This window comes from Rhodococcus sp. BP-241 (genome assembly GCF_019836145.1).
Taxonomy (GTDB): Bacteria; Actinomycetota; Actinomycetes; order Mycobacteriales; family Mycobacteriaceae; genus Rhodococcoides.
This window is the reverse complement of the sequence record NZ_JABUEI010000008.1, coordinates 163269-177081: the sequence shown is the minus strand read 5'-3', so window position 1 is coordinate 177081 and position 13813 is coordinate 163269. Positions and strand designations below refer to the sequence as shown.

13 protein-coding genes are annotated in these 13813 nt (G+C 66.5%); 10 read left to right on the top strand and 3 right to left on the bottom strand.

All coding sequences use genetic code 11. The features are described from left to right. Positions 1–3 precede the first annotated feature (3 nt). From HQ308_RS16855 to HQ308_RS16835, 5 genes are all read left to right on the top strand, one after another. Entirely contained in the window at positions 4–156 is a 153-nt protein-coding gene (locus HQ308_RS16855) for a hypothetical protein (protein WP_222647265.1), read from the top strand. A gap of 12 nt (positions 157–168) precedes the next feature. Next, complete coding sequence (locus tag HQ308_RS16850; protein WP_222647263.1) at positions 169–789, top strand: hypothetical protein; 621 nt, start codon at positions 169–171, stop codon at positions 787–789. A 259-nt stretch (positions 790–1048) separates the two neighbouring features. Then, positions 1049–1411: a hypothetical protein gene (locus HQ308_RS16845; RefSeq protein WP_222647261.1), complete on the top strand. Its 363-nt coding sequence runs from the start codon at positions 1049–1051 to the stop codon at positions 1409–1411. A gap of 38 nt (positions 1412–1449) precedes the next feature. Next, positions 1450–3327, top strand: coding sequence for a hypothetical protein (locus HQ308_RS16840; RefSeq protein WP_222647259.1), 1878 nt, complete (start codon positions 1450–1452; stop codon positions 3325–3327). After that, the gene (locus HQ308_RS16835; RefSeq protein ID WP_222647257.1) at positions 3324–3491 is read left to right on the top strand and encodes a hypothetical protein; all 168 of its coding nucleotides are present in this window, start codon (positions 3324–3326) and stop codon (positions 3489–3491) included. Before HQ308_RS16840 ends, HQ308_RS16835 begins: the two co-directional genes overlap by 4 nt. A gap of 35 nt (positions 3492–3526) precedes the next feature. Here HQ308_RS16835 and HQ308_RS16830 read toward each other — a convergent pair whose 3' ends face one another. Together HQ308_RS16830 and HQ308_RS16825 are read right to left on the bottom strand one after the other, a co-directional pair. Next, positions 3527–3778 carry a hypothetical protein gene (locus HQ308_RS16830; protein WP_222647255.1) on the bottom strand — a complete coding sequence of 84 codons (252 nt, stop codon included), beginning with the start codon at positions 3776–3778 and terminating at the stop codon, positions 3527–3529. A 259-nt stretch (positions 3779–4037) separates the two neighbouring features. Next, the gene (locus HQ308_RS16825; RefSeq protein ID WP_261776240.1) at positions 4038–4241 is read right to left on the bottom strand and encodes an excisionase family DNA-binding protein; all 204 of its coding nucleotides are present in this window, start codon (positions 4239–4241) and stop codon (positions 4038–4040) included. Between the two features lie 801 nt (positions 4242–5042). On the opposite strand from HQ308_RS16825, the gene HQ308_RS16820 reads away from it, so the two are divergent. After that, a complete protein-coding gene (locus HQ308_RS16820; RefSeq protein ID WP_222647253.1) occupies positions 5043–7361 on the top strand; it encodes an EAL domain-containing protein in 2319 nt (772 codons plus the stop codon). Between the two features lie 3 nt (positions 7362–7364). Here HQ308_RS16820 and HQ308_RS16815 read toward each other — a convergent pair whose 3' ends face one another. Then, entirely contained in the window at positions 7365–8105 is a 741-nt protein-coding gene (locus HQ308_RS16815; RefSeq protein WP_056445747.1) for a GAF and ANTAR domain-containing protein, read from the bottom strand. Between the two features lie 197 nt (positions 8106–8302). Between HQ308_RS16815 and treS the strand changes: the two genes are divergently transcribed. The 4 genes from treS (at position 8303) to HQ308_RS16795 (ending at position 13770) form a co-directional block, all read left to right on the top strand. Next, positions 8303–10486 (top strand): maltose alpha-D-glucosyltransferase, encoded by a 2184-nt coding sequence (gene treS, locus HQ308_RS16810; protein WP_027505747.1) that lies wholly within the window; start codon positions 8303–8305, stop codon positions 10484–10486. Positions 10487–10523: 37 nt separating this feature from the next. Continuing rightward, positions 10524–11471, top strand: coding sequence for a methionyl-tRNA formyltransferase (locus HQ308_RS16805; RefSeq protein ID WP_056445750.1), 948 nt, complete (start codon positions 10524–10526; stop codon positions 11469–11471). 103 nt (positions 11472–11574) lie between these two features. Next, positions 11575–12675, top strand: coding sequence for a diguanylate cyclase (locus HQ308_RS16800; RefSeq protein WP_222647251.1), 1101 nt, complete (start codon positions 11575–11577; stop codon positions 12673–12675). A gap of 60 nt (positions 12676–12735) precedes the next feature. Then, complete coding sequence (locus HQ308_RS16795; protein ID WP_222647249.1) at positions 12736–13770, top strand: NAD-dependent epimerase/dehydratase family protein; 1035 nt, start codon at positions 12736–12738, stop codon at positions 13768–13770. Positions 13771–13813: the final 43 nt, after the last annotated feature.

Genomic DNA, 13813 nt, shown 5'->3' with positions numbered 1-13813 from the left:
GCGATGACCGCAGCAGAACTGCTCCCACCCATGACCCGAACAGCAGTCGAGGACTACCTCGCACACCTCGACGACGACGACTTCTACGCCGTCATCGCCGACGCACGAAGCCGAGCACCACACCCCCGGCCGGACACCCGTCCCGCCGAACACTGAAAGAGGTCCGCCATGGCCACCAGCAACAACGCCAGCTCCACCCTCGCCGCCGCGATCGACGCCGGCCGCGAACTCGCCGAGCGACGGGACACCCCCGACCGCGACCGCGTCCCCACCATCAACGTCAACGGACGCAGCATCGCCGTCGACACCAAGTTCCAACCGCTCCACGACCGCGACCGTGCCTGGCTCGAAGCCCTCGCCTCATCCACCGCTCAGCGGGAGCTCGACACCACCATCCGCGTGGCGAACCGCGACCGCGACTTCGGAGACAAGCTCGAGCACCGCACCATCACCGACAAGGAAGCCGAGCGGGCCTACCGCCAGATCGTGAAGGACGGGGCTCACCGGGCAGAGACAGGGCAGTCCGCAACCTCAGTGCTCGACGACGCCATCAACGGGGTCCTCGGCAGCGACGACGACGCCACACCCGAACGCAAAGCCCTCGACGAGCAGCGGGCAACCCGCGAGCAGTACGCGACCATCGCCGCACAGGCAGCCGCAGCAGCCAAGCCCTGGAACCACGGACGCCCCGACGCCGACACCGCGCTCGTGTACGACCCCCGAGCGCGAGCCTTCCGCCGACCCGAACACGTCACCGCAGCCCGAGGCGCAGACCGCGGACTGCACTGACCCCACACTTCCCGGCAGGGACACCGCTCACCCACTCATGGCGTGTGGCAGAGCGGTACAGAGGCCGCCTCTCCTCCACGTCCCTGCCGGGAACACCTCGGTCCGCCGGCGCCACCTCGGGCACACGCCGGCGGGCTGGGACAGAGGCACCCCCCTGGCCACCCCCTCTCGACCAACACCAGGGGGAAGGCGGGACGCATAGCACCTCCGATCCTGCATGCACGATCCCTCGTTTTTCAGCCCCCTGGAAGGCCACGACATGACCTCGAAGCCCACGACGATCGTGACTCCCGCCGACCTGGAAGCTTCTGGTGCGCGGATGTGGGAGGAGATCGCCGGCACGTACATGCTGCGTCCGGACGAGCTGCGGGTCTTGGAGGACTCGTGCCGTGAGGCGGATCTGATCGAGGATCTGCGCTCTGAGAGCCGGGGCGCTCAGATGGTCGTGAAGGGCTCGATGGGCCAACCGGTCATCAACCCCCTGATCTCGGAGTTGCGGCAGCACAGAGCGTGTCTGGCGGGCCTTCTGCGGCAGTTGAAGCTCCCGGACGAGGACGCGCCGGCGTCGACCAACCCGGCTCGCAAGGCAGCGCACGCCCGGTGGAAGAACCGCTCGTCTTAGCGCACCCAACCTTTAGTCCATCCTGAAAGGAACCAACAATGGCATTACCCTCCGAAATACTGACGGGGACAATAACCTTCGGCCAGGCTGTGTCATTGATCGGTGGCCGCCCGACATCGCTGACGTTCACCATCAAACCCACCCACGACCTCGTCCACGCCGCCACCGGCATCCAGATCCTGGACTTCACGGAGACGATCACCGTGGAGGAGGGTGCTCCCGGTTCGATCACGTTGCCGTACACGGACCAGCCGGGTTTCCGCAACGCCGCCGGGGATTCGTTCACGGGGTGGGCATACATAGCGTCAGGCCGCTTCCGCGGCGCTAACGGCGAGACCAAGGAGTTCAAGAAGAACTTTCAGCTCCCGATGGGGCAGGAGGTGGTGGACTTCGACCTCATCCCTGGCGGGTCCATCTCTCTGCCTGTGACGGCACCTGTTGCTCGGGTGACGTCGGTGGCCGGCAAGACCGGCGAGATCAGTGTCGAAGACCTTGTCGATGCTGGACTCGGAGGCGGCGGTGCATCCACCGTCGAGGATCTGACGGACGCCACCGACGTCGGCAAGCTGATTGTGAAGGCCCAGAACGCTACTGCCGCCCGTGAGGCGATCGGTGCCGTGTCGGTAGAAGCTGCGGCCGGGCTGTCGGAGGTCGTCGACACGAAGCTGTCCATAGCGGACGCAGAAAATAACTATGCCCCGATCGACGGGACCGTGCCGTCCGATGGCGACTCGACGGTGCGGGGGATCAAGACCTTCCGATCAGGCATCCTAATTTCGGCTGATACGCCTACCGAGCAGCAGGGGTTCGTCGTGTCGAACCGCCCCGGTACCAATCTCGATTCGGATCGGCGGTTGGGCTACGTATTCAGCCGCCGTGAACAGCCGACAGCAGGGTCGACTTTCCTCGTGCAATCCAAGAAGGACGGCACAAACGCCACCCACCTGATAGCCATCGAAGGCGAGGTAGGGACAAGCACCGGACTCGAATCCGGCGCGGTGGATGGATCTACGGCCCATCGACTGATGGGCGTTCAAGGGTTGATCCGCCACAGGTCCAGCGCGCAACTTCCATGGGGTGCTGCGGTCGCAGCATCAGTTCAGGTCGACGGAGGTACCAGTGGCGTTCTACAGTCTGGCATCGGAGTCGCCGTGGTTCCTCCCGAACTCTGCGCAGGCTCGAATGCAAAACTCGACACTTACTTCGGGGTCAACGTCTACGGGGCTACTGAGGAATTGGGGGACCAGTCTTCGACCCACGCAACACCCCGTCGGTGGGCGGGGATCAGGGTCGGCCGAGGCGAACACGACGGCACCACTGGGTCTTACTCGCGCGCCATAATTGCAGACGACAGGGTCGACATCCGGCGAGCCGCGACCACTGACATTGCGCTCGGAATTCAAGTCGACGCGGACACACAGCCTCGCAGCGCCTTCACTAGCAGCGGGCAGATTCAATGGGGGTCCGGTAGCGCTTCACCTGACGTGTTTCTGGGGCGCCGCGCTCCCAAGGTGTTGGAGGCGCCAGGGTCCGCGGTGCGCGTCGGAGTGTTCTTGGACGGGCCGTCCATGCCGGACCCAGTGTCCGCTGGCCGAGGAGCGATAGCTGTACAAAGCGACGCCGCGACAGGTCGAAGCTTCTATGTCAGCGACGGTGTGAATTGGCAAGCTATCAGTCACGGATTGCGTCGTGGGTCCAACGCATTCTCAGGAAACGGAGCGATGACTGCCTTTTCATTCCCACACAATATGTCTATCGCAACGCCCACCACCGTGATCTTGACTCCCCGATCCGCCGCGGCCGCCGCCCCACACTGGGTATCTCAGATCACATCAACCCAGGTGACGGTCACCTTTGCCACGGCCCCTGCCGCAGGCTCGAACAACGTTGACTTCTATTGGGAGGCAATTCCATGAACGCGGACGGTTTGGTGTATCTGCTGAACGAAGCAGGGTTGGCGTTGGCATCAGCGAACACGGACATCGCGGCCCTGGTGGCGCGAAATCAAGAATTGGAAAATGAACTGAGCGTGCGGCCACCTCGTTCCGAGCACGAACAGACGTTAACCGCCGAGGTCTGACGGGAGCGGTCACCGCGACCCGCTCATAGCGCCGCTTAGGACGGCTCTGGTGCACCCTCGCCGGCATCAGGGCCATCCAGGACGAGGTACCAGTCCAGCGCCCACGGATGCACAGTCAGCCAGACGTTGCCCAAGGGGTCTTCCTTGTCCACACCTGCAATCTGCACGGGGTAGTGGTTGTCAACGTCAGGGGTGTCCGAGTTGTCTAGGTCTCGCCGCAGTTTGTCGACATCGGCATCAGGCTGGAGTCGGACGGTCCCGCCAACCCACTGGAAGTATTTGGCCATGCCGGTGAGTCTGCTTTATCCGTCCGACTGGTGGCAGCGTTTAGGAGAATGACGCGGGCCGAGTGCTTCCCGAGACCGAAGCCTCCACCCGGCCCGCCAGAAGACGGTAGCAATCTTCGAACGCGTGTGCGAACGCCCAGGTCAACCAGCTTGTCGGCGCCAACAAGTCATACGACATGCCATCCGAAGCAACCAAGGTCGTCATGACCGTGGTTGGCGACCATATGGTTGGCGTCGACAACATGGCCGTTCAGGGAGTTCACTTTCGCCCGTGCGGCCGGATCGACGAGACCGGTGCGCCGGCGATCTCGCCACGCAGCCACAGGTCCACGTCGTCGCGATGGACACGCCACGTACCGCGAGGGGCTACATGCTGATGGCCGCGCAACTCACCCACCTGTAGGGCGCGGTAGACAGCAGACCGGTTTGTGCGCCCGTACTCACAAACCTCAGGAACTGTCATCCAGGGTGATGCACGATCGACCCCGGTCATCTTCGTGGACTCCGTCATCACGACAACCTACGAGGCGTAGCGTCCTAGCCGCATGGACAACCTCATTAATATCGAAGCTGTAGCCGTCCGCACTGGCCTGAGCGTCGGCCGAATTCGGAACCTCCGCACCAACGCCGCGATAGCAAAGTACGGCCACCACCCGTTGTTCTCTCTTGGCTTCAAGACTGGCACCGGTGTCAACTCGCGCCTGCTCTGGCGGGAGTCGGATGTCGAAGCGTTCGTTGCAACTCGGGCCGCGCAGGCGGCCGGCGTCAGTCCGACCTTGGTACATGTCCGACGGGGGCGGGGCTGACGCGTACCCGGTTACTATCTCGCACACGCGCGCGCGAAGCCCACTCTGAACCCGCGGACAGGTCACCGTTTTCTCATCGTTTATGACCGAGATGCATCGAGACGAAGCTAGACACACCCAGTGTCTAACCATGGTCATACGTGCTGACCACAACGCAGAACCGGAACTAGAGAGACTGAGCGAGACGCCTGGACCGAAAGTCCATTGGTCGCGGGTTCGAGCCCCGCCCGCCCCACTCGGACCCTTCGCCTTCCCGCACCTCGGTCGTCAGGCCAGGACGTCCCCCTCGCCGGGACACCGTTGTCCCGACACGCACACACCGTCGTTTCGGCTGTTCGTCTGCTATATTTTGAACTCTAGGTTTGTTTCGAAGCGATCGACCCGGCTACCCGTCTGTTCGTCGACTCCGAACGGTGACGAGAGAGGCAGGACCGACGGCAGAGCCGTGAGGAACGACGATGATGCCCGACGAGGATGGATCAGACCCGCGCCCGACGCTGTCGGAGGCCTTCATGTCCTCGCGACTCGGTCTCGCGACGGTGTTCGACCATTCCCCCGACGTGGTGCTCGTGTCCACGTCCGACGGCCGGATCGTCCACGCGAATCCCGAGGCGTCGAGGACTCTCGGACTCGACGGCGGTGAGCACGGGCCGCCGGACGAACCGACCGTGGACGCCGTCGTCGTCCCCACCCCCCCCACGACGCTCACGGACATCCTCTCGGCTGTCCAGCTCCACGGAACTTGGCTCGGCCGAACAGAACTGGTGCATCACCTCACAGGAGAAAGGCTCGCGGTGTCCACCTCAGCATTCGCCGTACGCGGCCACGACGACGACTCGTCCCTGGTCGTCTCGATCCATCGCGACGCCTCTGCACAGAATGCCGACGACCATCTCCTGCAGAAGGCTCTGGACGCGTCCACCTTCCGGGCGTCCGAGCAGCGGGTCGTCGCCGAGCTGAGCAGGCTCGCTCTGCGCGGCCGGCTCGACGACCTTCTGTCGGCGGCCACCGACGCCGTCGTGACGCTGTACGGGGCGCGGTGCGCCGTCATCACCCGCGCGCACGACCTGCCTGCCACTCTCGAGATCGTCGCCGCCACGGGGGACGACGCACCGCACGATCTGTGCGCCACCGGGCCCTCCTCGATCACCGCGTTCGCCAGCCGATCGGCCACCCGGATCGTGTGGTCCGGGGACGCGCACGAGTCCAGGTTCGACGTCGCCGCCCTCGTCGCGGGTGGTGTCGACAACGCGGTCGCCGTGCCGATCGACGGCACCGGCCAGCCGTGGGGAGTGTTGACCGTCCTCGGGGTCGACTCGCGCTATCTCTCGTCCGCCACCGGGTCGTCCGTGCCGATCATCGACATCACGACGGCGGGGCCGCCGATTCTGGTCCCGGACAATCCGATGCTCGACACCGGCGCCCTCGACACGGTGTCCGACGTCGTGTCCGCAGCCGTGCATCGTGTCGGTGTCGAGAGCGAACTGCGCTACCGCAGCCTCCGGGACCCGCTGACGGGGCTCCCCAATCGCGCACTGGCGTACGACCGCATCGAGTCCGCCGTCGAGCGGGGCGTCGCGAAGGCCACCACGACGGCCGTCATGCTCATCGACCTCGACGACTTCAAGTCCATCAACGACGGGCTGGGGCACGAGGCGGGCGACTCGGCTCTGGTGTCCATCGGCAACCGCCTCACCCGGGCATCGCGCCCCGGCGACACCGTGGCTCGCCTGGGCGGCGACGAGTTCGTGGCGGTCTGCGAGAACCTCTCCGGTCCGGAGGAGTCGATCGCCGTGGCGCAGGCCTACGCGGACGCCGTGCGGGCGGCCATCGTCGTCGACGGCAACGAACTGCGCATCACCGCGAGCATCGGCGTCGCGTTGGCGGACGACACCGTGCCCGGCAACGAGCTCATCCGCCGCGCCGACGTGGCGATGTATCGCGCGAAGGACACCGGTCGCGGGAACGTCGCGGTGTTCGACACCGACGATCGAGAGCACCGCCGCAACCAGTTGGCTCTGTCGGCCGATCTCCGGTCGGCTCTCGACAGCCAGATCCTGACGCTCGCGTACCAGCCCATCTTCGACATCGCGACCGGCCGCATCACCGCCGTGGAGGCACTCGCGCGGTGGCAGCACCCCACCCTCGGCTCGGTGAGCCCGGAGACCTTCGTCCGGATCGCCGAGCGCACGGGCCAGATCAACACCCTCGGCCTGTGGGCTCTGCACACCGCGTGCGTGCAGGCGACGGAGTGGCAGGCCATCTCGGACGTCGGCGTGCGAGTCAACGTCAGTGCCCTGCAGCTTCGCCAGCCCGAGTTCGTGGCCAGCGTCGCCCGCATCCTCGCCAGTTCCGGTCTGCCGGTGGGCCGACTCGGCCTGGAGATCACCGAGACGGTGTGGCTCGCGGACACGGCGCAGGTGCGGGACGCCCTCACCGAACTGCACGAGATGGGCGTGTCCATCCTCCTGGACGATCTGGGCAGCGGCCACAGCTCCGTCACCTACCTCAGCCGGTATCCCGTCATCGAGGCGTTCAAGATCGATCAGACGTACATCCAGGCCATGCCGGGCAAGCAGCCCGAGGCCATCGTGTCCGCCATCGTGTCCCTGGCACACGCGTTCGACGTCGCCGTCGTCGGCGAGGGTGTCGAGTCACAGGCCCAGTTCGACCGTCTGCGGGACAGTGGTTGCGATCTGGCCCAGGGCTTCTGGCTCGCCCACCCGGCCAGCGCGAACGAGGTCACCTCGATGCTGCTGGAGCGACGCGCCGGCTGACCGTCAGCCGGCCGGATCGGTCCTGGTGGCATCGCGCACGAAGTCGGCGGCCACCTCGCGAACTCGCACGTTCCGGCGCTGCGCCTCACGCGAGAGCACGTCGAACGCCGCGTCCGCGTCGAGACCGCGCATCGCCATCAGAATGCCCTTGGCCTGCTCGATGGGGGCGCGTCGCGCCATGGCGTCGCGCAGTCCGCTCACCGTGGTGGTGGCGTCGGTGTAGCGAGCATGCTCGCCGATGGCCCGTCCCACCGTGGTGGTGAGGCTGTCCAGGATGTCGGCGTCCATGTCGTCGAAGGCGTCGGCGGACGAGCCGTACAGGTTGAACGAGCCGATCACGCCGTCGAGAGTCCTGATGGGCGAGGCGAGGAACGAGTGCACACCCTCGGTGCGCGCCGCGGCCGCGAACTCCGGCCACCGCTGCTCGGTGCTGTCGCAGTCGACGACGATCGTGGTGTCGGTACGGGACGCCTCGAGGCACGGACCCTCGCCGGTCTCGTACTGCATCTCGTCCACTGCGAGGGTGGTGCTGTCGGTGTAGACCGCCGTGTACGTGGTGCCGTCGTAATCGATTGTCACGCCGCAACTGTCGGCGCCCCTGATGACGTCGTGCGCGAGATCCACCGACCGCTGCAGCAACTCGCCGAGCTCGTCCGTGTCCTCGATGCGTCGACCCAGCGAGCCGACGATCTCACCGAGTCGTTCGGGTGTCAGGCCACCTTCGGCCCGCCCTTCCGTGTCCATTGCACCATTCGATCACACGCCCGCCGATCCACCGAGGCGTGTTCGGCACACTCCGTCGGTCCGTGCGTAGTCTGAGGTGCGGTCGGCGTTTCGGTTCGTCGACCCTCGGGTAGTTCCCCGGACGGCATGCAGACCAGGCACGCCTGTGGGAGCTTCCCATCGAAGATGTCCGCGCGTCCCGTCACATCGGAGGAACAGTGGATCCGGAAGTTCAGCACGAACCCAGCGAGATCACGTACGACGAGAGTTTCTACCCGGCCAGGCCTCGCCCACTGAAGCCGTCGGTGCGTCGTGCGTACCGCACCGCGGGCGCGCTGCCCCAGGGTGACGCCGACGCCTCCAATCCCGAGTACGTGTCGTGGCTCGTCGACCGGTCGATGCTGCACGATGCCAAGCTGATCGCGGAACAGTTGTCCGGCAAGGGCAGCATGTGGCAGAACCCCTACGCGTCGCCGGATCCGCGCGGAGCCGTCGAGCGCGCACCCGTGTGGTTCACCGCGTATCCCATCTCGCTCATCGCGGCTCCAGGACAGAGCTTTCTCGGCACGCTCGGCGACGAGGCTCTGTGGCAGGTGTTCTCGGACATCGGCATCACGGCCGTGCACACCGGCCCCGTCAAGGAGGCCGGCGGACTGCACGGGTGGCATGCCACACCGTCGGTCGACGGCCACTTCGACCGCGTCAGCATGCAGATCGACCCGGCGTTCGGCTCCGAGGAGGAGTTCCGGCGGCTGTGCGTCGTCGCGTCCGCCTACGAGGGCATCGTCATCGACGACATCGTCCCCGGACACACCGGCAAGGGCGCCGATTTCCGATTGGCGGAGATGAACGTCTCCGACTACCCCGGCATCTACCACATGGTGGAGATCGAACCGCAGGACTGGCACCTGCTCCCCCGCGTGAAGGCGGGCCAGGACTCGGTGAACATCGATGCCGAGTCCGAGGCCAATCTCGCTCGTGCCGGGTACATCGTCGGCCAGCTCCAGCGCGTCATCTTCTACGAGATGGGCGTCAAGGAGACCAACTGGAGTGCCACGCCGGTCATCCGCGGAGTCGACGGGGTCGAGCGCCGCTGGGTGTACCTGCACTACTTCAAGGCGGGTCAGCCCTCCATCAACTGGCTCGATCCCTCGTTCGCCGGTATGCGCCTCGTCATCGGCGACGCCTGCCACTCCATCGCGGACCTCGGCGCCGGCGCACTGCGTCTCGACGCCAACGGGTTCCTCGGAGTCGAGCGCCGGACCGAGGGTCCGGGATGGTCCGAGGGCCACCCGCTCTCGGAGGCCGCCAATCACCTCATCTCCAGTGTGGTGCGCAAGATGGGTGGCTTCACCTTCCAGGAGCTGAACCTCACCATCGACGACATCAAGGCGATGGGAAGCAGCGGCGCCGATCTGTCCTACGACTTCATCAACCGCCCCGCCTATCACCACGCGCTCGTCATGGGGAACACCGAGTTCCTCAGGCTCACCATGAATCTGGCGCGGGACCACGGTGTGGACACCGCCTCGCTGGTGCACGCGCTGCAGAATCACGACGAGATGACCTTCGAGCTGGTGCACTTCGCGACCCTGCACCGTGAGGACGAGTTCTCGTACGGCGGCGACGTGATCAAGGGCGGCGATCTGGGTGACCAGATCCGCGCCGAACTGTGCGAACGACTCACCGGCCGGTGGGCGCCGTACAACCGCACGTTCACCAACAACGGGATCGCCTGCACCACCGCGTCGGTCATCACGGCGTCGTTGGGCATCCGCGACCTCGACCGGATGGACGACACCGACATCGAGACGGTCAAGCGCGCCCATCTCATGCTGGCCATGTACAACGCGCTGCAACCGGGCGTGTTCGCGCTGTCCGGCTGGGACCTCACCGGCATCCTCCCGGTGCCGGCGGAGGAGGTCGCCGATCTCATCCGCGAGGGCGACACCCGCTGGATCAACCGTGGGGCGCACGACCTCATGAACACCTCGCCCGACGCCACCCGGTCGGAGTCCGGGATCCCCCGCGGCCGCAGTCTCTACGGCTCGTTGCCGGAGCAGATGAAGGACTCGACGTCGTTCGCGCGTCAGCTGTCCCGCATCCTCGATGTGCGGACGAGGTACGGCATCGCGACGGCCACCCAGCTCGACGTCCCGTCCGTGTCGCACAAGGGACTGCTCGTCCTGGTGCACCAGCTGGGCAACGGATCCATCTCGGCGACGGTGCTGAACTTCACGGGCGACGAGATCCACGCGACGGTGCAGTCGAAGCACCTCACCGGCGGGGCCACGGTGGTGGACCTGTTCACCGACCAGGACATCGCCGTCGTCGACGAGCTGGGCAGTTTCCCGATGACCCTGCAGCCCTACCAGGGCGTCCCGGTGATGCTCAGGGGCTGATGCCGAGAGGTAACCGGGGAAGGTTAGGCTAACCAGCATGCGAGTGGCGATGTTCGGCTATCAGACCTGGGGACACACGACGCTTCGGACGGTCATCGAGTCCGATCACGAGGTGGTCCTGGCCGTCACCCATCCTCCCAGCGAGCACTCGTACGAGTCGATCTGGTCGGATTCCGTGGAAGATCTGGCACGCGCCCACGACGTGCCGGTCCACCTCGCCCTCACTCCGGACGATGCGCTGCGCGTCGCACTGGAGGAGGCGAAGCCGGACATCATCGTCGCGAACAACTGGCGCACCAAGCTGCCCCGGTCCATCTACGACATGCCGCCGCACGGCACCCTCAACCTGCACGACTCACTGCTGCCCCGGTTCACGGGTTTCTCCCCCGTGATCTGGTCGCTGATCAGCGGCGCGGCCGAGACCGGCCTGACCGCGCACCGTATGGACGACGAACTCGACACCGGCGACGTCGTCATCCAGCGGTCCGTCCCGATCGGCCCGCGCGACACCGCGACCCAGTTGGTGCAGGCGACCATCGACCTCATTCCCGAGGTACTGCTCGAGGCGCTCGGCGCGATCGAGAGCGGTACCGCGGTGTGGACCCCGCAGGACCTCTCGCAGCGGACGTTCTTCCACAAGCGTGCGGACATCGACAGCCGTATCGACTGGACGTGGCCGGCCGAGGACATCGACCGTCTGGTCCGCGCTCAGTCCGACCCCTACCCCAACGCGTGGACCCATCACCGTGGCCGTCGGCTCCGCATCGTCGAAGCGCATGTGTCGCAGGGCATCTACGGCGGTACACCCGGTCGCGTCTTCATCCACGAGGGTGACGGCATGGCGATCGTCTCCGGCCCGAACGCCCACCTCGGCCGAAACCGAGCGCTCGTGATCGACGCGGTGCGCACGGAGGACGACGACCGCACGATCCCCGCGGCGGAGTACTTCCCCCGCGGCGGCGGGTACCTCACCGACGCTCCCTGACGTCCGGTTCCGGCTGGTCGCGCGAACGGGATCACGAACGGGTCGGGTCGAGTACATTTCACCTGGAAGCGGGTGACGGGGGCTGGTCACGAGGACGGTCTACATGGCGAGAATCACCGGTGCCGGTTCGTGGACGGACCGTGCGCAGCACTCACGGACGGTGTGGCGATCCACGGCGCGCGCGGGTGATCCGGTGCGCTCCGACCTTGTCATCGTCGAAGGACTCGCCACCATCACGGCACTCTGCACGCTCCTGTTCGGCGCTGTCCTGGTCTGGATGACGACGGCCGACGACTACGCGTTCTCCTGGTGGTCGAAGACCTACACCTTCGGGGTCACGGTGACCGCCGCAGTCACCTGGTGTACGTTGCACACCCCGCGTGCCGGCATCTTCTACCGGCACACGGACGCGGTAACCCTGGTGGCCGCGATTCTCGTCGTCGGCAGTCCGGTCCTCGCCTATGCCAGCGCGGGGTCTGCGTACCCGGCCTTCGGACTCGTTCTGGCCATCGTGGCCTTCGCCGGAATACTCCAACGTCGCGCCCACATCGTCACGTTCACCACGCTGGCGGTGTGCGCGTGGACGGCGTTGGCGGTGGCTCACGGCACCGACGTGAGCGTGCAGACCTTCGCGGTGTCGGTGCTGCGAACCGTTCTCGTCGTCGCGGTCATCCACTACTTTCGCATGAAGACCATCGACCTGCTGTGGGAGAAGTATCGGATGGTCGACGAGCAACGTGCCGCGGCCGACTCCCTGTCGCACGTCGACGATCTCACCGGCCTGGCGAACCGTCGCGGCCTCCAGCGACGTGCGGCGACCGAACTCGATCGGTGTCGACGAGAGTCTCGGCCTGTGAGCGTTCTCTACCTCGACGTGGACGGTCTCAAGGATGTCAACGACACCCTCGGGCACGATGCCGGAGATGCCGTACTGGTACGACTCGCCGAGATGCTGGGGACCGCGTTCCGCGGCAGTGACATCGTCGCCCGCGTCGGCGGTGACGAATTCGTCGTGGTTCTCCCCGACACGGACCGGACCGTGGCGCTGGATCTGGGCGCGTCCATCCGCGATCTCTCGATGACCACCGAGGTGTCCGTCAGTGTCGGACTGGCAGTGTGGAGTCCGGGACCACACGCGCCGGATCTCGACGACCTGACGAGGCGCGCCGACAACGCGATGTATCGGGTCAAGTCACGGCGCTGAACGGCGACGCGGGAGCCGGGGTACCCGTTTGGCTCCCCGACGCACGGGTATCGCCACGACATGCCGGAACAACGCAGTGGGCTCGTCGTGGCCGTGACCGGAGCGACGGGAAACCTCGGGACCTCGGTCGTCGACGCGCTGGTCGTCGACCCGGCGGTCTCCGCAGTCCGTGCGATCGCGCGGCGCTCGCCCGTGCCGACGAACGGTCGTCCGGCGTGGGCTCCCGCACGGACGACGTTCGTCGAGGCGGACATCGCACGGGACGACCTGGTTCCGCTGTTCGACGGAGTCGACGTCGTCGTACACCTGGCGTGGCAGTTCCAGCCGTCGCGCGATCCGGTGCAGACCTGGGACGTCAACGTCGTCGGCGCGATGCGGGTCTTCGACGCCGCGGCGGCGGCCGGAGTGAGCGCGTTGGTGCACGCGTCGTCGGTCGGTGCCTACTCCCCGGGATCGAAAGACGTTCGGGTTTCCGAGGACTGGCCGACGCACGGCTGGCAGGGCGCGGCCTACACGCGCGAGAAGTCGTATCTCGAGCGTGTGCTCGACCGGGTGGAGACGCGGAATCCCGACCTCCGGGTCGTCCGGATGCGCCCGGCCTTCGTCTTCGAGGCGTCGGCGTCCACGGAACAGCGTCGACTGTTCGGCGGACCCTTCATCCCGGCCCGGCTGGTGCGACCCGCGTTCGTCCCGGTCTTCCCTGACATCGCGGATCTGGTGTTCCAGGGAGTGCACTCCCGCGATGTCGGACGAGCATTCGCCGCGGCGGCGGTGCGCGAGGTGTCGGGCGCGTTCAACCTCGCGGCGGACCCCGTCATCACCCCGGCCACCTTCGCGGAAATTCTCCGCGCGCGGTTGATCCCTCTGCCCGCGTCCGCGGTGCGACTCGCCCTCGATGCTCTGTTCACCGCACGCCTCGTTCCCACCGACCCCGGCCTGTTCGACGCGGTGCTGCGGCTTCCCATCATGGACTCCGGTCGCGCCCGCGACCTGCTGGAGTGGGCGCCTCGACACACTGCGCAGGACGCTCTCGCCGAGTTCGTCCGCGGCGTGCACGAGGTGGAGGACGCCCCGACCCCGCCGCTGTCCGCGTGACCCGGCGGCGGTTTGCGTCGGGTGAGTGCGGGTAGTCCGCAGT